This is a genomic window from Mesorhizobium sp. L2C066B000 (genome assembly GCF_000502335.1).
In the GTDB taxonomy this organism is placed as follows: Bacteria; Pseudomonadota; Alphaproteobacteria; order Rhizobiales; family Rhizobiaceae; genus Mesorhizobium.
Genome location: NZ_AYWZ01000009.1, coordinates 60959 through 78669 on the forward strand (window position 1 = coordinate 60959; position 17711 = coordinate 78669).

The 17711-nt window shown below is 62.6% G+C and carries 16 protein-coding genes and 1 pseudogene; 13 read left to right on the plus strand and 4 right to left on the minus strand.

Translation table 11 applies throughout. The features are described from left to right. The first annotated feature begins 97 nt into the window (after positions 1-97). From X733_RS146955 to X733_RS146945, 3 genes are all read left to right on the plus strand, one after another. The gene (locus X733_RS146955) at positions 98-2269 is read left to right on the plus strand and encodes a S9 family peptidase (protein ID WP_023819207.1); all 2172 of its coding nucleotides are present in this window, start codon (positions 98-100) and stop codon (positions 2267-2269) included. Then, complete coding sequence (locus tag X733_RS146950; protein WP_023692796.1) at positions 2266-2892, plus strand: LysE family translocator; 627 nt, start codon at positions 2266-2268, stop codon at positions 2890-2892. Before X733_RS146955 ends, X733_RS146950 begins: the two co-directional genes overlap by 4 nt. Positions 2893-3037: 145 nt before the next feature. Beyond that, a complete protein-coding gene (locus X733_RS146945) occupies positions 3038-3427 on the plus strand; it encodes an SET domain-containing protein-lysine N-methyltransferase (protein ID WP_023673684.1) in 390 nt (129 codons plus the stop codon). A gap of 20 nt (positions 3428-3447) precedes the next feature. Here X733_RS146945 and X733_RS146940 read toward each other — a convergent pair whose 3' ends face one another. The 4 genes from X733_RS146940 to X733_RS146925 form a co-directional block, all read right to left on the minus strand. Then, positions 3448-4398, minus strand: coding sequence for a cytochrome c (locus tag X733_RS146940; protein WP_023819208.1), 951 nt, complete (start codon positions 4396-4398; stop codon positions 3448-3450). A 9-nt stretch (positions 4399-4407) separates the two neighbouring features. Then, the gene (locus tag X733_RS146935; protein ID WP_023684552.1) at positions 4408-4845 is read right to left on the minus strand and encodes a cytochrome c; all 438 of its coding nucleotides are present in this window, start codon (positions 4843-4845) and stop codon (positions 4408-4410) included. Positions 4846-5004: 159 nt separating this feature from the next. Further along, entirely contained in the window at positions 5005-5607 is a 603-nt protein-coding gene (locus X733_RS146930) for a superoxide dismutase (RefSeq protein WP_023673687.1), read from the minus strand. Positions 5608-5712: 105 nt separating this feature from the next. Then, the gene (locus X733_RS146925) at positions 5713-6591 is read right to left on the minus strand and encodes a branched-chain amino acid aminotransferase (RefSeq protein WP_023673688.1); all 879 of its coding nucleotides are present in this window, start codon (positions 6589-6591) and stop codon (positions 5713-5715) included. A gap of 167 nt (positions 6592-6758) precedes the next feature. Between X733_RS146925 and X733_RS146920 the strand changes: the two genes are divergently transcribed. The 10 genes and pseudogenes from X733_RS146920 to X733_RS146890 all read left to right on the plus strand — a co-directional run bounded on the left by X733_RS146920 (position 6759) and on the right by X733_RS146890 (position 17708). Further along, on the plus strand, positions 6759-7421 hold the full coding sequence (locus tag X733_RS146920; protein ID WP_023727656.1) for a haloacid dehalogenase type II: 663 nt from the start codon (positions 6759-6761) through the stop codon (positions 7419-7421). A gap of 175 nt (positions 7422-7596) precedes the next feature. Next, on the plus strand, positions 7597-8406 hold the full coding sequence (locus X733_RS146915) for a L,D-transpeptidase (RefSeq protein WP_023819209.1): 810 nt from the start codon (positions 7597-7599) through the stop codon (positions 8404-8406). Between the two features lie 289 nt (positions 8407-8695). Then, positions 8696-8896 carry a hypothetical protein gene (locus X733_RS146910; RefSeq protein ID WP_023684556.1) on the plus strand — a complete coding sequence of 67 codons (201 nt, stop codon included), beginning with the start codon at positions 8696-8698 and terminating at the stop codon, positions 8894-8896. 806 nt (positions 8897-9702) lie between these two features. Next, the gene (locus X733_RS146905) at positions 9703-10638 is read left to right on the plus strand and encodes an AraC family transcriptional regulator (RefSeq protein WP_348625726.1); all 936 of its coding nucleotides are present in this window, start codon (positions 9703-9705) and stop codon (positions 10636-10638) included. A gap of 233 nt (positions 10639-10871) precedes the next feature. Then, positions 10872-11291: a hypothetical protein gene (locus X733_RS10540; protein WP_023684558.1), complete on the plus strand. Its 420-nt coding sequence runs from the start codon at positions 10872-10874 to the stop codon at positions 11289-11291. Positions 11292-11455: 164 nt separating this feature from the next. Further along, positions 11456-14410, plus strand: a complete 2955-nt coding sequence (locus X733_RS1000000171510; RefSeq protein ID WP_050588683.1) for a hypothetical protein — start codon at positions 11456-11458, stop codon at positions 14408-14410. After that, positions 14373-15941, plus strand: a pseudogene (locus X733_RS1000000171515) (YadA-like family protein); the annotation flags it as partial. The gene X733_RS1000000171510 and the pseudogene X733_RS1000000171515, both read left to right, overlap by 38 nt. Before the next feature lie 9 nt (positions 15942-15950). Further along, the gene (locus X733_RS146900; protein ID WP_023670757.1) at positions 15951-16526 is read left to right on the plus strand and encodes an invasion associated locus B family protein; all 576 of its coding nucleotides are present in this window, start codon (positions 15951-15953) and stop codon (positions 16524-16526) included. 13 nt (positions 16527-16539) lie between these two features. Further along, positions 16540-17235 (plus strand): hypothetical protein, encoded by a 696-nt coding sequence (locus X733_RS146895; protein WP_023819210.1) that lies wholly within the window; start codon positions 16540-16542, stop codon positions 17233-17235. Beyond that, a complete protein-coding gene (locus X733_RS146890; RefSeq protein WP_023687219.1) occupies positions 17232-17708 on the plus strand; it encodes a DUF4189 domain-containing protein in 477 nt (158 codons plus the stop codon). Before X733_RS146895 ends, X733_RS146890 begins: the two co-directional genes overlap by 4 nt. Positions 17709-17711: the final 3 nt, after the last annotated feature.

Here is a 17711-nt window from a genome sequence, read left to right on the forward strand (position 1 = left end):
TCTCCCGAGCCCGCCGCAACCAATACATCCCGGCCCTTGAACCCGCGCTGATCGGCGTGTTCATTTGCCATTCAAGTAATTTCTTCAGTGAGACGCAATGACCAAGACCTCAGCTTTTCCGACCGCCAGCCCGCCGAGCCCCGAGAAACACCCCGTCTTCGACACGCACCACGGCATTACCCGCACAGATGACTATGCCTGGCTGAGGGCCGAGAACTGGCAGGCGATGTTCAGGGACCCTTCCCTGCTTGAGGGCCGCATCCGCGCCCATCTCGAAGCCGAAAACGCCTATCAAGCAGTGCTTATGGCCGATACGCTAGAGCTTCGGAAGCAGCTGTTCGGCGAGATGAAGGGGCGCATCAAGGAAGATGATTCGACGGTGCCGATGAAGGATGGCCCATATGCTTACGGCTCATCCTTCAAGCTTGGCGGCGAACAGCCCCGCTATTTCCGCATGCCGCGCGATGGCGGCGATGAGCAGATCCTGCTCGATGGCGACGCGGAAGCCGAGGGCAAGCCCTATTTCCGCCTCGGCGGCGTCGACCATTCGGCCGATCACCGCAAGCTGTTGTGGGCGTTCGACGACAAGGGCTCTGAATTCTTCACACTTCGCGTGCGCGATCTCACCAGCGGCAAGGAACTGAGCGACCAGATCGAGGCCACCAGTGGTGGCGGCGTCTGGAATGCCGCCGATGACGGCTTCTTCTACACAAGGCTCGACGACAATCATCGCCCGTCCAAGGTGCTGTTCCACGCGCTCGGCGGCAGCCCCCTTAATGACCGGCTGATTTATGAGGAAACCGATCCCGGCTTCTTCATGGATGTCGGCGGCACGCGCTCCAACGAATGGATCATGATCGGGATCAACGATCACGAAACCTCGGAATATCACCTGATGCGCGCCGATGAGCCTTTCGCCGAGCCAAAGCTGGTGGCAAAGCGCGAGACTGGCCTGCAATATGATCTGGAAGAAGGCGGCGACATCTTCTTCGTCCTCACCAATGCCGACGGCGCCAAGGACTTCAAGATCATGACGGCGCCGGCTAATGACCCGGTTCGCGCCAATTGGGAAGAGCTGGTGGCGCACGAGCCAGGCCGGCTGATCCTGTCGGTGGTCGGCTTCAGGGATCATATGGTCAGGCTCGAGCGCAAGGAAGGGCTGCCGCGCATCGTCGTTCGCGATCGCCGCAGCGGCGAGGAGCATCTGATCTCGTTCGACGAAGAGGCGTTCTCGCTCGGCCTGTCGGGGTCCTATGAATACGACACCGAGATCATGCGCTTCACCTATTCGTCGATGACGACCCCGGCGCAGGTCTTCGACTACAATATGCGCAGCCGCGAGCGTGTGCTGCTGAAGACCCAGGAAGTGCCGTCCGGTCACAATCCGGATCATTATGTCACGCGCCGGTTGATGGCGCCGGCCGCCGATGGCGAACTGGTGCCGGTCTCGCTGCTGCACCACCGCGACACGCCGCTCGATGGCTCCGCACCGTGCCTGCTTTACGGCTACGGCTCTTACGGCATTGCCATTCCGGCGGCGTTCAACACCAACTGGTTCTCGCTGGTCGACCGTGGCTTTGTCTTTGCCATCGCCCATGTCCGCGGCGGCAAGGACAAGGGCTATGGCTGGTATGACGACGGCAAACGGGCGCACAAGATGAACACGTTCACCGATTTCATCGCCGTCGCGCAGCATCTCGTCGCCGAGCGTTACACCCATCACGACCGCATCGTCGCGCAAGGCGGCTCGGCCGGCGGCATGCTGATGGGTGCGATCGCCAACATGGCGCCGCAAAATTTCGGCGCCATCGTTGCCGAGGTTCCCTTTGTCGACGTGCTGACCACGATGCTCGACGCAAGCTTGCCGCTGACGCCGCCGGAGTGGCCGGAATGGGGCAACCCGATCGGGTCGGCGGAAGATTACAATACCATCGCCGCCTACTCGCCCTATGACAATGTTGCCGATCACGACTACCCGCCGATCCTGGCGCTGGCCGGCCTCACCGATCCGCGCGTCACCTATTGGGAGCCGGCCAAATGGGTGGCGCGGCTGCGCGAGCGCAAGAGCGGCGACAATCCGGTGCTGTTCAAGATCAACATGGATTCCGGCCATGCCGGCGCGTCGGGCCGGTTCTCCAGGCTGGAGGAGATCGCCTACACCTATTCCTTTGCGCTCAAGGTGACTGGCAAGGCCGAACCCGAGGTTACGGGCAAGCCCGAACCTGAGGTGACGGGCAAGGCTGAGAATGCAACGGAGGCGTCGCAATGATCGATCTATCCACCTTGACGGCTTACATAGCGGTTGTGCTTGGCTTTGTGTTTATTCCAGGCCCAGCCACGCTTTTGACGGTCGCGCGAGCGACGAGTTCCGGAACCAGGGTTGGCGTCGCGACGGGCGCGGGCGTCGCGGCTGGCGATGTGTTCCATACCATCATGGCGATGGTCGGCATTTCGGCGATCATCGCCACTTCGGCAACGCTGTTCAGCGTCGTAAAATACATCGGCGCGGCGTATCTCGTTTACCTCGGCATCCGCGCAATCATCGAGAGAATACCGGCCGACCCTACTGCCGGCGCACTCGCGATCTCCGCCAGCAAGGCGTTTCGTCAAGCTGTCCTGACCGAAGTGCTTAATCCAAAGACGGCGCTTTTCTTCCTCGCCTTCCTGCCCCAGTTCGTGCGGCCTGAAAACGGATCGGTGATGCTCCAGCTGATGACGCTGGGCATAATCTTTGTTCTGCTCGGCCTTTTCAGCACAGTCGTCTTTGCCGTGAGTGCGGGCCGGCTCGGCACGTTCCTGCGCCGCAATCCGTCGGTGGTGAAATGGCAAGGCAAGGTGGTTGGCGGCATCTACTGCGCGTTAGGCGTTCGTCTGGCCTTGCAGCAGCGCTGATGTCGAAGCGAAAAGCGCGCCCGTCGAGGCGCGCCGGTCGTCACTTTTTGAATTCCGGGCTGCTCATTTTCACTCGCATTTGCAATGGCTGCGCGCTACCCATGCGCGCCACCTTCCAGACCATGACATACGCAAAGGGGCCACTATGTTGCTCGTCGACACCTATCTCGAGAAATCACCGATCCAGGGCATCGGGGTTTTCGCCAGGAACCACATTGCCAAGGGCACGCTGGTCTGGAAGCTCGACCCCAGATTCGACCGGATCATCGACGTCGAGACCTATGAAGGCGAGAGCGGCCCGGTGAAGAACTATCTCGACCGTTATTCCTATCCAGACCGCCGGGATCCGAACTACATCGTCTTCGAAGCCGACGACGCCCGCTACATGAACCATGACGACGAACCGAATTGCGATGTCTCCTCGCCCGAGGAAACCTATGCCTTGCGCGACATCGCACCCGGCGAGGAACTGACCTGCAATTACAGCCATTTCTTCGAGACGGGCTTCGACTTCCTCGGCGATCGCCACCTGTAGATCGCCACCTGTAGCCGGGATCACTTGGCCGGCTTGCTGCGCACCGGGTAGCCGTTGGGATGCGGCGGCACCGCCTTGAGATAGGCGGCTATTGCCGCGCGATCTCCCGGCGGCAGTTCGGCCATGTTGCGCTGCACGTCGACCATGGCGCCGCCTACCGAGTCGAAATCGGGGGTAAAACCGGTTTCGAGATAGTTGGCGATGTCGGCTTCCGACCAGTCACCGAGCCCGCCCTCGCCCGATGTGATGTTCGGCACGACGCCGCTGCCTTCGGCTGCCGGCGCGCCAGCCAGCCACTGGCTCTTCCTAGTGGCGCCGGTGAAGTCGCGCGGCGTGTGGCATTCGCCGCAATGGCCAGGCCCCTCGACCAGATAGCGGCCGGCGAGTACCGGATCAGGCGTGCCATCGGCAAAGGCAATCACCGGCTCTTTGCTGAGATAGAGCCGCTTCCACAGGCCGAGGCCGCGGCGGATGTTGAAGGGGAAACTCAGGGAATTGTCCGGCGCCTTGCCGGCGACCGCCGGCAGCGTCTTCAGGAACGCATAGAGATCGGCAATATCAGCCGGCTTCATGCGGGCGTAGGATGTGTAGGGGAAGGCCGGATAGAAATGCTCGCCCGACGGCGACACGCCCTTCAGCATGGCGTTGGCAAGGTCCTCGACCGTCCAGGCGCCGATGCCGTCCTTGGGATCCTGCGAGATGTTGGGCGGCACGAAGGTGCCGAACGGCGTCTTGAGCTCGAGGCCGCCGACCAGTTGCAAACGGGCGTCACCCTGCGAGCCTGGCTTGGCGTGACAGGAGGTGCAGCCGCCGGCATTGAAAATGCGCTTGCCCCTGGCGGCGTCGCCGGGGCCGAGCTGCGCCAGGGTGTCAGTGTCGAGCTTGACCGGCGCCGACAACAGCCAGCCGGCGCCGGCACCGACGACACCCAGGACAAGGGCGGCGCCGACAAATTTTTTCCACAAGGGCATTGCCCGGGATCAGCTCTTCTTCACCCGATAGGTCTTGTGGCAGGTGCCGCAATCACTGCCGAGCGTATCGATCTGCGCCTTCAACGCATCGACATCGGCGGGGGCGGCGGCGACTGCGGCCTTGACGTCGGCGAGGTACTTGTCTTCGGTCGATTTGAAGCCCGCCATGTCTTTCCAGATTTTGGGCGAGGCGGTGGTATCACCGCTGTCGCTGCCGGCCGGGAACAGCGTGTCGACATCGAACTTTTCCGCGTTGACCTGCAGCGCCTGCAGCGCCGTCAGCACGGCGGCGGCATCGAAGTCCGCTTCGCCCTTGGCGATCTTCGACAGGCCGCCGACGATCTTGCCTCGTTCCTTCATCAGTCCCTGTCGGTCGAGGATCGGGTCGGCAAAAGCCGCCGAGGCGGCGAGGCTGAGCATAGAGATGGCGATAACAAGCTTTCTCATTCAATTGGCTCCAGGATGATGAGGGGTCGCGACCTAACGTTAACGGAGGGCGGGCCGGGATTATTCCCTGTCCGCGGGCCGGATTCTGCCGAATTTTGTGTGCCTGCTGCTTCAGCTGAGAAAGAAAAGCCCCGGAGTACCGGGGCTTCTCTGGGTCGATCAGGCTTTCGCCTCTTCGTACATTTCAAGGACATGGTCCCAGTTGATGAGGCTGTCGACGAAGGCCTCCAGATATTTCGGCCGCGCGTTGCGGTAGTCGATGTAATAGGAATGTTCCCAGACATCGACGCCGAGGATCGGCGATGCGCCATGGACGAGCGGGTTCTCGCCGTTCGGCGTCTTGGATATCGCCAGCTTGCCGTCCTTCACCGAGACCCAGGCCCAGCCCGAGCCGAACTGCGTTGTGCCGGCGGCGATGAAGTCGGCCTTAAACTTGTCGTAGCCGCCGAGGTCGGCGTCGAAAGCCTTCTGCAGGGCGCCCGGAAGCTTGTTGCCGCCGCCGCCCTTCTTCATCCACTTCCAGAAATGGATGTGGTTGTAGTGCTGGGCTGCGTTGTTGAAGAGGCCGGCATTCTTGCCGAACGACTGTTTGACCACCTCTTCGACCGACAGATCGCCAAGGCCCGCTTCGGCGGCCAGCTTGTTGCCGTTGTCGACATAAGCCTTGTGGTGCTTGTCGTGGTGATACTCCAGCGTCTCCTTCGACATGTAAGGCTGCAAGGCCTCGTAGTCGTAGGGCAAGGCGGGCAATTCAAAAGCCATCGGTCATACTCCTCATGGAAAAATCCGGTGCGGATACCGGATTAAGATAGGGCTGCATTGATCTGGAACAACTCCGGAATGAAGCGCCAATTGCCTTTTAGCGGCTCAACCGGCGGAAGTCGAATGCGCCCATTCCCAATAAAGGTCGCGCGCTTTCTTGGCCACCGGCCCGGGCTGCAGATCGCGGTCCTCGATGCGGGTGATCGGCACGACCTTGGAATGATTTCCGGTCGAAAAGATCTCATCGGCTTCAAGAAAGTCGCGCACCGACAGCATCTTCTCCGTGGTCTTGAAGCCGTAATCGCCAAGCAGCGTCATGGTGCGCGAGCGGGTGATGCCGGACAGGAAGGTGCCGTTGGGCGCCGGCGTCAACACGTGGCTGTCCTTGACCAGGAAGATGTTCGAGGTTCCGGTCTCGGCGACATTGCCCAGCATGTCCAGCACCAGCGCATTGTCGAAGCCGCGTCCCTTCGCTTCGAGGATGGCGCGGCCATTGTTGGGATAGAGGCAGCCGGCCTTGGCATTGGTCGGCATGGTCTCGATGGTCGGCCGCCGGAACGGCGACACGGTGATCGAAAAGCCGGTCGGCGAGATCATCGGCGATTCGTAGAGGCAGAGGCAGAAACGGGTCGAGGCCGGATCGGCCGGCACGCCCATGTAGCCGCCATGCTCGGCCCAGTACATCGGCCTGATGTAGACCGCTGTCTTGCCGTCGAACTTCTTCAGCCCGTCCCAGGTCAGTCCAACAATCTCATCGGCGCTCATCGACGGCGCGAGGCCGAGCGCGGTCGCCGATGCGTTCACCCTAGCGGCATGCAGCTCGAGATCGGGGGCGACGCCTTCGAACCAGCGGGCGCCGTCGAAGACGCTGGTGCCGAGCCACATGGCGTGGCTGCGCGGACCCAGAATGGCGACGTTGCCTTCGTACCAGTCGCCGTCGACGAAGGTCCATGTCGCCGATAGCGCCGCAGTCGCCAGTGTCATTGTCGGTTCCGCTTCAAAGCTGCCTGTGCCAAGCATTGGAAGATGCTTTGACCGGCGCCGTCAACCGGCATGGAGCGGTTTTTGTTGAGGCCAGAGCGCCCCAAGAAAGCGATCAAGACTACAATCGATGCTTGCACCTTGCGCCGCCTGCCCTCAAAACTGTCGCCATGCATTACGCGGCTTACGTTTTCGACGCCTATGGCACGTTGTTCGACGTGCACGCGGCCGTGCGCCGTCATGACGGCGAGATCGGCCCCGACGGCCCGCTGCTTTCGGAAATCTGGCGCGCCAAGCAGCTGGAATATTCCTGGGTGCGCACGCTGATGGGCGGCTATGCCGATTTCTGGCAGCTCACCGAACAGGCGCTCGATTTCGCCCTGCTCAAGGTTCCCTCCGCCGACATGGGACTGAAGGCCAAGCTGCTCGAAGCCTATTGGCGGCTCGACTGCTATCCGGAAGTGCCGGCCGTGCTCAAGGCGCTGAAAGCATCCGGCGCCAAGCTCGCAATCCTGTCCAACGGCTCGCCCGAGATGCTGGAAGCGGCGGTCAAGTCGGCCGCCCTCGACCAGGTGCTGGACGATATCTTTTCGGTCGACGCCGTCAGGCGCTTCAAGACCGACCCGTCGACCTACGACATGGTGGCGACGGGCTGGCGACTCTATCCGGGCGCCGTCTCATTCCAGTCGTCCAACCGCTGGGACGTCGCCGGCGCCACGAAATTCGGCTTTCGCACCGTATGGATCAACCGCGCCAACCAGCCCGAGGAATACCGGGATTTCCCGCCGGCGCTGATCCTGCCGTCGCTTGAAGGCCTGCTGACCGGCGGCTGATCACTCTGTTGCCTTCGAGCAACAGTGGCAGGGCGGTCACAGCTTCGCCTTTGTTTGTCCACCCTCAGGCCAGAATCGGAACCGCCTATCGCGTCAGGCATTGGGGGAGGCCGACCACTGCGCCGCTTGAAGGCATTCACGCTTTCTTGCGATTCGAGACTTAAAAAAGGCAACCATGTTGAAGACCGAAATCGACCCCTATCGCCTGAGCCGTCGCGGCTTTCTGAATGCTGCAGCCCTTGGCGCCGCTTCGATTGCGGTCTCCGCCTGCACCACCACCGGACCGACGCCGGCGCCGGTCGAACCGCCACCGCCGACCTATGACGAGCCGCCGCTCGGCGACTATGCGACGATGTACGGCCCGATTTCCGACAGCGGGTTCGAGCTCCCGGCCATCCCGATCAAGAAGATGGACCCGCAGTTCCTGCGCCAGATCGTTCCCGATCCGACCGGCCAGCGGCCAGGCACCATCATCGTCGATACGACCAACCATTTCCTCTATCTGGTGCGCGAAGGCGGCCAAGCGATCCGTTACGGCGTCGGCCTCGGTCGCGCCGGCTTCGAATGGTCGGGAGACGCCGTCGTCCAGTGGAAGCAGAAATGGCCGAAATGGACGCCGCCCGATGAGATGGTCGCCCGCCAGCCTGAACTGGAAGAATACAGCGCCAAGAACGGCGGCATGCCCGGCGGCCTCAAGAACCCGCTCGGCGCCCGCGCGCTCTACCTGTTCCACGACAACGTCGACACGCTCTACCGCCTGCATGGCTCGCCGGAATGGAACTCGATCGGCAAATCCGTCTCGTCAGGCTGCGTGCGCCTGATAAATCAGGACATCATCGACCTCTACGACCGCGTGCCGTCGAAGAGCCCGGTCATCGTGACGTCCGACATAGGCCAGCCGATGGCGGCGAGCGGAAACCGCAGAGCCATCCCGATCGATGGCGGGGTGCCGGATGGCTCGGTCCTGCTCGGCCCGGTGACCTGATCGACTTCATCTATGCCATGAAGCGGCAGGTTCCGCTCCATGCGGCAAAGCTCGTCAGGATCCCGATAGCTTCACGCGAATGCCTGGGGTTCGCATCCAAGATATGCAATGCCGGCAACAGGAGGCCAAAAAAGACGTCCAGACAAACCATGGAGCCGCTGCAATCGGGGCGGCCATGCCCTGTCAATCTCGACGCTGCTGTGTTTCGTTTCCGATTGATGTATATTAGACGGGAGTATGATTGCAGAGACATACATTTCATTAGATCATTGATGGCGGGGGAACGCCGATGGTGGGATTTGATTTCGATAGTCCGCCTGCCGACGGCGCCGAGGCCAACCTGTCGGCCGAATGCGAGCGCCAATTGCTGCCGCTCGTCCGCGGAATTGTCGAGGCGGCGGTTGCCGCCGGGTGGAGCCAGGAAGACGTTCTTCTGGCCATGGTCGAGCTGTCCTGGGATCTGTACGAGAAACGCCGAGGCGATCTTTAGCAGGCCTGCGTGAGCCGGATAGTTCGGTAGCGCCGGCCAAGCCAGGCCATGTTTTTCTCGCGCGAACTTTTTTCTTCACTTACAATGTTTTTTCTATCCGCGGGATGCGCTACGCTGCCTTTGGGCAGGACTATGGGGGATACAAATTACCGTCCGGATTTCCGGGTTGGCTGTTGCACGGCACGGAATTTCGATGCGCTGGCAAAGCGGCTGAGGCAAGGCTGAGTGAAAAATGCGGGCGAGGTTCAGGAACGCAGCGCAAGCGCCGATCGGGTCGATCGGCACGCCCTCGACACAATCCCCGAAAATGCCAATCCCAGAAGAGCAACCATGCGGGGGAGCGGGATATGCTCTGTCCGCAGCCCTGGATCGCTCCCGGAGGGTCGCCATCGCCGAAGTCGCTTACCTCGGGGATTTTCGGATCAAGGCCATTTGGCCACCGCCATGAAGAAGCACAAGGGAAAGAAGCCATGGTTCGGGCGATAACTGCTGCTGGATCGTCCGTGGCAATCACAGATAGTCGACCAGCTCTGTCAATGGCCGCGCGATCTATATTCGGAATACAACTCTGGATTGTGACGCCACACTATGCACAATAACTAGGCAAAAATGGTAAGATAAGATCGGAAAATAGTCAGGTAGCCTTGGCTAAAATTCAAACCTGTAAATTTATAGTCAAAATCCTGGTAAAATTTTCATTTGAGCTCAAATTCTTCTTTGAAATATAAAGCAGCATCTGTAGGATTCGAAGGAACGCCCGGGAGCAAACGTCAATTCTGGGCGCCTCGATACAGCACAGGATTGGATTGATCGGCGCAGCAGTGGCAGAGACGAAGATGCAACATAGAGGCAACGTCCAGGAAAGCGCCGGGACAGAGCGGCGGCGCGCGGATCGTCGCATCTTCGACGGAATACCGGAAAGCGCGGGGCGCTACCTGGTCACGTTTCGAGGCGGCGCGGCTCATGTCGTTCATCGGCCGGGATCACACACATTCAAAGCGGCGGAACATTTCGCTTCGGTTCTGCTTGCACCCTCACCAGGGATAGCGGCATCGCTGGGCAGCGACAAAGTCCACGAATACGACGGCGACGTCGGTATGATCATGATCGTCCCAGCCGACCTCGGCGGCAAGGTGACCCGGTCATCCACTACGGAGAGCGTAATCGTGGCGCTCACCCCCGAGAGTCTCTTCGAGCTGGCAACGCGTGAATTCGACACCGGCCATGCCGAGCTTCAACCGCCGCCGTTCGGGACCGTCGACTTTCAGGCGCTGCAACTCGCGCAGTTGCTGAAGGCGGAACTGACGGATCGGGAAACTCCAAACGAGTTCTATGTGGATTCGTTGGTCACCATGTTCGGCGTCCATTTGCTTCGGAACTACGCAGGAGCGCGAAAGTTGCCACAAGCCCCAAAGGGCGGTCTGTCGAACCGCAGCGCCCGGCGGGTGCGCGAATTCCTGGAGGTAAATTTTTCCAGCAAGATCGCGGTGGCCGAGCTGGCCGCACTCTGTGGCCTTTCGCCGAGCCATTTCATCCTGGCATTCACCAAGACCTTTGGCGAGCCGCCGCACAAATACCTGCTGCGGCTGCGTCTCGATTTCGCCGAAAAACTTCTCATCGAGAGCGACCTGTCGATTGCGGAAGTCGCTCATCTCAGTGGATTCTCGGACCAGAGCCACTTGACAGTCACCATGTCCAGATACCGGAACAGAACCCCCAGGCAGGTGAAGCTGCAACGTTAACGACTGTTGCGGCGCGCATGATTGTCCGCGGCGATACCTCGATTGATCTTCAGTATAGTCGAAGGTTGTGTGGCAGAGCAGTCACAGTTGTCGCGCAGGGACCAAATACCGGATTTTCCTACAAAGATTCCGGATTATTCCAAAATACCTGCACCGCGAATGTGCTCATGGTCGCGATGGAAGTCATTTGGGGCGGGGGAGCAACCAGATGATACAGCATGTCGGATTGTCCCATGGACATTCAATTCGCGGAAATCGAGGTCTTCGCGCCTAAGGCCGAAGCGGCCTGGGCTGCACTGCAACGCCAATACGCCAGCCGGATCAGCGCTGCGGAACTCGACCATCTCCTGGCCTGTTTCGTGCTTGGACTGACCTCTCCGGCTTGTGGTGAAGGCGATCCGGGATTTCATTTCGATCTCTGCCGCGCGCTGGTGGCGGTAAGCCTGCCGCCGGAACGGACGGAGGCTGCACTGCATACGGTTCCAGAACCGACGCAGCCATGGGTCGCGAGCGCCTATCAGCTGATTGAAAAACAAGGCGCGAAGGTTGGTCTCTCGTTGCGGGAGAAGACGCGCAATTTCGAAGATTTTTTGGCCACCGAGGCGAATGGTGCGGCACATCAGGGCGCCTCGGCAATTGCGAGGAAAAACTAGCATGACCAGACGCGTCGAGGGGCGGAGAAGGATCGAACTTTCTTCAAGCTTTGTCGGAAACTGGATCGCGGGCGCGGCCGACAGCCGCTCGGTGCGGCGCCGCCTGATGGCGGTGCTGCGCAACGCGTGCCGCGTGCTCGGCATGCGACGCAAATGTCTGGGGCTTGGCACGCTGGGCAGCGGCAATTGCGGCAGCGGCGCTGGGTGCAATCGCATTCGGGAGCATCGCCACCCCGGCGTCCGCGCAGTATGCCGCCGGCGGCGGCACCGCGACCGCCAGTGGCTCAGTCGCTATCGGCCCGGCCGCGACGGCCTCTCAGCTCAATGCTGTTGCGATCGGGACCCGGTCTGTCGGGTCAACGCAATACGCAGTGGCAATCGGCCAGGATGCGCAGGCCACAGGCACCGGCGGCGCGGTGGCGATCGGCGGCGGCGCGATTTCAAACAACATCAATACGGTAGCCATTGGCGTTCAGTCCGACGCCACTGCGGCCGGGGCCAGCGCACTGGGCACAAACTCCCACGCTTCGGGATCGAACTCCACCGCGGTCGGTGTCGGCGCCACGGCCAGCAACAATTATGCGTTCGCCACTGGCTACGGGTCGGTAGCCAGCGCCCAATACGCATACGCCATGGGCTATCAGTCCAGTGCTAGTGGCCTGCGCGGTATGGCGCTTGGATATCAAGCAACCCAGAGCGGAATCGATTCCCTTGCCCAAGGTACCAACGCCAATGCAGGCAGTCAAAACGCCATCGCGATAGGCTTCCAGTCGGTCGCGTCCGATATCAACTCTATCAATATCGGCGCGCGCACCGTTGCGGGGTCAGGGGCCTTGGCCCAAGGCGCCATCGCCTTTGGCACGGATGTCACAGCAAATCAGCAAAACGCCCTTGCCATTGGCGTCCTGACCAAAGCAACGGGAACGAACGCCGCAGCGGTGGGTAGAGGAGCCAGTGCATGGGGCAACCAGTCCATCGCATTCGGCACGGGCGCGCAGGCGGGCGTTCAGGCCAACACGGCTGTGCCCAACAGCATCGCGATCGGTACCAATTCGCTCTCTTCGGGCGCTTTCGCCACGGCGATGGGTGCTACCTCGGTTGCGAGTGGCTCCGCCAGCACAGCGATCGGCAACACGGCTGTCGCCAGCGGCGCAAACGCCTCCTCGTTCGGTTCCGGCGCGAATGCGACGGGAGACAATTCTCTTGCCGCCGGTGTCAGCGCCGCCGCCAGCGGGATTGCCAGCACCGCGCTCGGCATCGGCTCCAAGGCCAGCGCCACCAACGCCGTGGCGATCGGTAATGCGGCGGTCGCCAATTCCGCCGACGCTGTTGCAGTGGGCACGAATGCAACGGCGACGGGCGGCAAGGCTGTCGCCATCGGCGCCGGCAACACAGCCTTTGGCAACGGCGCGGTCTCCATCGGCGATCCCAGCTATGCCAGCGGCACCGGCGCCTTCACCGGCGGCGCCAACAACATCGCCAACAGCGACGGCACGGCAACCGCCACCGCCGCAAACCAAGCCGCAGGCGCGGTTGCCATCGGCAACAACAACAAGGCCGTCGGGCAAGGCTCCGTGGCGCTGGGCAATGGCTCGACGGCGGGTGCAGCCGGCCTTGCCGGCAATGTCGCGCTGGGCAACGGCGCGACGGCGACGGCAAGCTCCGGCGACGTAGCGCTCGGTTCGGGCTCGGTGACCGCGACGGCGGTCGGCACCAGCGGCGCGACGATCGGCGGCACGGCCTACAGCTTCGCCGGCACGACGCCGACGAGCACTGTCAGCGTCGGCGCGCTCGGCGCGGAGCGGACAATCACCAATGTCGCGGCGGGCCGGCTCAGCAATTCGTCGACCGACGCCATCAATGGCTCGCAGCTGTTTGCGACCAACCAGCAGGTGACGCAGAACACGACGGCGATCGCCGCCAACACCGCCGACATCACCAATCTCGGCAACACGATCAACAGCATCAGCACCGGTGGCGGCATCAAGTATTTCCACGCCAATTCGACGGCGGCGGACTCGTCCGCAACGGGCACGGACTCCGTTGCTATCGGACCAGTCGCGACCGCGACGGGGACAAACGCCATCGCGGCCGGCACCAATTCGAGCGCCTCCGACGCCAACGCCTCGGCCTTCGGCAGCGGCGCCGTCGCATCGGCGCTTGACGCAACGGCGATGGGATACATCTCCAAGGCCTCGGGCCAATACAGCACCGCCGTCGGCGCCAACGCCAATGCCACAGCCACGTCCAGCACCGCGATCGGCCAGAACGCGTTTGCAACCGCCTTTCAAGCGACCGCTCTCGGCGTAGGAGCGAATGCCGGCGCCCAGAATGCAATCGCGCTGGGCGCCCTCGCCAACGCCAGCAACGCCGGCGACGTGGCGCTCGGCTCGGGCTCGGTAACCGCCGCGGCGGTCGGCACCGCCGGCACGACGATCGGCGGCGTCGCCTACAACTTCGCCGGCACGACGCCGGCAAGCACCGTCAGCGTCGGCGCGGTCGGCGCGGAACGCACCATCACCAATGTCGCGGCGGGCCGGCTCAGCAATTCGTCGACCGACGCGATCAACGGCTCGCAGCTCTTCGCCACCAACCAGCAGGTGACGCAGAATACGACCGACATCGCCGCCAACACCGCCGACATCACCAGTCTCGGCAACACGATCAACAGCATCAGCACGGGCGGCGGCATCAAGTATTTCCACGCCAATTCGACGCTGGCGGATTCGCAGGCGCTGGGGACGGATTCCGTTGCCATCGGCCCGAACGCGGTCGCCAACAATGCCGGCGACGTGGCGATCGGCGCGAATGCGGTGTCGACCGTGACGACGGCTGTCGGCGGCACCACGATCGGCGGCGTTGCCTACACCTTCGCCGGCGCAACGCCCGCGGGTGCATTCTCGGTCGGCTCGGTGGGCGCCGAACGCCAGATCCAGAACGTCGCGGCCGGGCAGTTGAGCGGCTCCTCGACCGATGCGGTCAATGGTTCGCAGCTGTTTGCGACCAACCAGCAGGTGACGCAGAACACGACCGACATTGCCGCTAACACGGCTGACATCACCAATCTCGGCAATNACCAACCAGCAGGTGACGCAGAACACGACCGACATTGCCGCTAACACGGCTGACATCACCAATCTCGGCAATTCGATCAGCAACATTACCGGCGACACCTCGCTGGCCTACACCGACGCCAATGGCGACGGCATACGCTATGTGCGCACCAACGACCGGACGCTCGCCGTCGCGGACTCCTTCGCGCAAGGGATCGGCTCGTCCGCCCTCGGCTACCAGGCGACCGCGAGCGCCGACAATGCGCTGGCGCTCGGCCGCGACACCCAGGCCAGCGTCATCGGCGGCGTGGCGCTCGGCGCCGGCTCGGTTTCGGACCGGGCGGTCGCGCCCGTCTCGGGATCGATCCTCTCCGGCACCGGCCTCATTCCCTACAACACCGCGGACATGAGCCTGCTCGGCGCCGTCTCGGTCGGCACCTCCACCTCCTATCGCCAGATCATCAACGTGGCCGACGGCACGCAGGACCAGGATGCGGTCACGCTTCGCCAGTTGAAGGGCGCGCTGAGCTCGTTCGCGGTGACGGGGAGCCTGTACTTCCACGCCAATTCGACGGCAGCGGATTCGCTCGCGGTCGGCGTCGATTCGGTTGCGGTCGGTCCGCGCACCACCGTCAACGGCGACAATGGCATCGGCATCGGCAACGGCGCCATCGTGCAGCAGACGGCGCCGGGAGGCATTGCGATCGGCCAGAACTCGACCGTCAACCAGGCCGACAGCATCGCCCTCGGCACCAACGCGACCACCAACGGAGCGCAGGCGGTGGCGCTCGGCGCCGGCGCAAAGGCCAACGAGCCGGGCAGCGTCGCGCTCGGCGCGGGCTCGACGACGGCGGCGGCGGTCGCCACCACCGGCACCACGATCAACGGCGTTGCCTATACCTTCGCCGGAACAGCTCCGACGAGCACGGTCAGCGTCGGCACCGTCGGCAACGAGCGCACCGTCACCAATGTCGCGGCGGGCCGGATCAGCGGCACCTCCACCGACGCCATCAACGGCAGCCAGCTCTTCGCCACCAACCAGGCGGTCGAAGCCATGCAGGGTAGCGTCGGCGACCTCAACCAGTTCGCCGTCCAGTACGACAAGGACGGGAACGGCAACAAGTCCAACTCGATTACCCTTGCCGGCGGCGACCCGAACACGCCGGTGGTCATCCACAATGTCGGGCCGGGCGTTGCCAACACCGATGCGGTCAATGTTCAGCAGTTCAACAGCGGGTTAGCACTCAACCTGGACAATTCGAAGAACTACACCAACCAGGTGGCGGCCACCACGCTGCAGCAAGCCAATGCGTATGCGGACTCCAAACTCAGCCAGCTCAACATGGACATGGGAGAGGTCAGGGGCGAGGCGCGCCAGGCTGCGGCAATCGGCTTGGCGGCCGGCTCGCTGCGCTATGACGATCGTCCCGGCAAGCTGAGCGTGGCCGCCGGCGGAGGCTATTGGCGCGGTGAAGGCGCCCTGGCCTTCGGCGCCGGCTACACCAGCGAGGAAGGACGTGTTCGAGCGAACCTGTCCGGTACGACGGCAGGCGGACACTGGGGTGTCGGCGCGGGCGTCAGCCTTACGCTGAACTAGAGCCCGGCCATGATCAGGCAGGCAGTCCTTGCTGTCGCGATATCCATGACGTCAATGCTCCTGTCCGGCCCGTTAGCGGCCGGGCAGGAAGCGATCCCTTCCGGCTACAGGGTAAAACCTTCCGACGTAGCGATCCCTGCGGATGCGAAGCTTGGCGAATATCAACGGACCACCCGTCCGTTCGAGAACTGGACGCTGATCTGCGACGAGAACCTGAAGGCGCGCCAAAAGGTCTGCAATGTCACCCAGATCATTGAGGACCAGGCAGGACAGGTTGCGTTCAGCTGGTCGCTTGCCGCCACCAAGGAAGGCAACCCCTACATGATCTTGCGCGCCCCGCCGATCGCCAAGAGCGACGCTCCTGTCTCGCTGACGTTCGAGGGGCGCAAGGAGCCGATAAAAATTCAACTCGACGGATGCAATCAGGCCGTCTGCGTCGGCATGCTGCCGGTTGGTCCGATCATGCGCGAACAGATTTCGAAGGCCGCGGCATCCGTCATCTCCTTTCCGACCACGGATGGCAGGACGATCAACGTAACCGCAACCCTCAAGGGCTTGGCCGCGGCCGTTGCGGCGATCAATTGACGAGGCAATCGCGATGAACCAGCAATCGATCCATGACCGGATAATGTCCCGCAACCAGGGAAAGGGTGCTGTCCGGGTCGGCATCGAAGACCGGAGCAGACCGCAACGAAACCGGGCGAAGACCGCTGTCTTCTCCTTGCTCGCCATTGCCGTCGTCGCCGCGGCCGGCTTCGCGGCCATGCGCTACGACCTGCTCCACAATCTATTGCCGCAGCCGGCGGTCGCGGAGACCAACCAGCCCAATCCGGCTCTGGCCGAAACGCCGTTTCTGCAGCATGCCAAAGAGGCAGGCTTGCAGTCTTGTTCCAACATTTTCCCGGCCCTTGGGCATATGCTGACGACCGGCACGACGTACAGCGTCCAGTCGATCTGGAACAACGAGGCCCCCGACAAACACCTCGTGGAAGCCCTGGTCGGCATGAACTACGCCACGCAGGGCTACAGCGGCCCGGCGGCAGGCTTGGTGTTCGCAGCACCCACCGCATCCGTTTGCGAAGGTACGATGGTCAGGGTGGCGCCATTCGCGGCCAATTGCGCCGATGTTCCGGCCCTGCTTCCGAAAGACAGCAAGCTTGCCAACAATCTTGGACAAATCAGCGTCTATGAACTCGCCAATGGAGGGGGCAACGCGATGCTGCTGCCAACCGGCAACAGCTGCGTCGTCATTTCCGTGGCCTCGGCAGCAGGAAAACAAGGAGGCGTACAATGAGGGTGAATTCCGCCATTGCGGCGATCGGCATGTTGTTGCTTTGCGCCGGGCGGCTGGGCGCGGCGGACCTAGCCCCGGCGGCGGACGTGCCCGAGCCGCCGGCCCAGGAGGAGAGAGGCATCTGGGCTGCGATCGCCTATTCGAGCCCCGACGAGAAGCACGGCTTCTTTTGGGGCGCCGACAAGCGGCAGGAGGCGATGGACATCGCGCTGAAGCATTGCCAGAACGCCGGCGGCGGCAGCTGCGCCGTGGTCAGCGTATTCCGCAATCATCGCCATTGGGATGACGACGACAATACCGGCTTTCCCTACAAGCATTGCGGCGCCCTCGCCGTAGGCGAGAAGCCGGAAGGGCGGCTGACCAGTTGGGGCGCCGAGACGGCGCAAACACGCCGGGATGCCGAAGACCTGACACTGCAGGCGTGCGAGCGGAACGGACAAAAATGCAAGATCCGCGAGTGGGTGTGCACATGACGC

Excerpts from the sequence above, each read along its gene's own strand:
- X733_RS146955 (WP_023819207.1), top strand. The coding sequence starts at position 98 with ATGACCAAGACCTCAGCTTTTCCGACCGCCAGCCCGCCGAGCCCCGAG.
- X733_RS146950 (WP_023692796.1), top strand. The coding sequence starts at position 2,266 with ATGATCGATCTATCCACCTTGACGGCTTACATAGCGGTTGTGCTTGGC.
- X733_RS146945 (WP_023673684.1), top strand. The coding sequence starts at position 3,038 with ATGTTGCTCGTCGACACCTATCTCGAGAAATCACCGATCCAGGGCATC.
- X733_RS146940 (WP_023819208.1), bottom strand. The coding sequence starts at position 4,398 with ATGCCCTTGTGGAAAAAATTTGTCGGCGCCGCCCTTGTCCTGGGTGTC.
- X733_RS146935 (WP_023684552.1), bottom strand. The coding sequence starts at position 4,845 with ATGAGAAAGCTTGTTATCGCCATCTCTATGCTCAGCCTCGCCGCCTCG.
- X733_RS146930 (WP_023673687.1), bottom strand. The coding sequence starts at position 5,607 with ATGGCTTTTGAATTGCCCGCCTTGCCCTACGACTACGAGGCCTTGCAG.
- X733_RS146925 (WP_023673688.1), bottom strand. The coding sequence starts at position 6,591 with ATGACACTGGCGACTGCGGCGCTATCGGCGACATGGACCTTCGTCGAC.
- X733_RS146920 (WP_023727656.1), top strand. The coding sequence starts at position 6,759 with ATGCATTACGCGGCTTACGTTTTCGACGCCTATGGCACGTTGTTCGAC.
- X733_RS146915 (WP_023819209.1), top strand. The coding sequence starts at position 7,597 with ATGTTGAAGACCGAAATCGACCCCTATCGCCTGAGCCGTCGCGGCTTT.
- X733_RS146910 (WP_023684556.1), top strand. The coding sequence starts at position 8,696 with ATGGTGGGATTTGATTTCGATAGTCCGCCTGCCGACGGCGCCGAGGCC.
- X733_RS10540 (WP_023684558.1), top strand. The coding sequence starts at position 10,872 with ATGGACATTCAATTCGCGGAAATCGAGGTCTTCGCGCCTAAGGCCGAA.
- X733_RS146900 (WP_023670757.1), top strand. The coding sequence starts at position 15,951 with ATGATCAGGCAGGCAGTCCTTGCTGTCGCGATATCCATGACGTCAATG.
- X733_RS146895 (WP_023819210.1), top strand. The coding sequence starts at position 16,540 with ATGAACCAGCAATCGATCCATGACCGGATAATGTCCCGCAACCAGGGA.
- X733_RS146890 (WP_023687219.1), top strand. The coding sequence starts at position 17,232 with ATGAGGGTGAATTCCGCCATTGCGGCGATCGGCATGTTGTTGCTTTGC.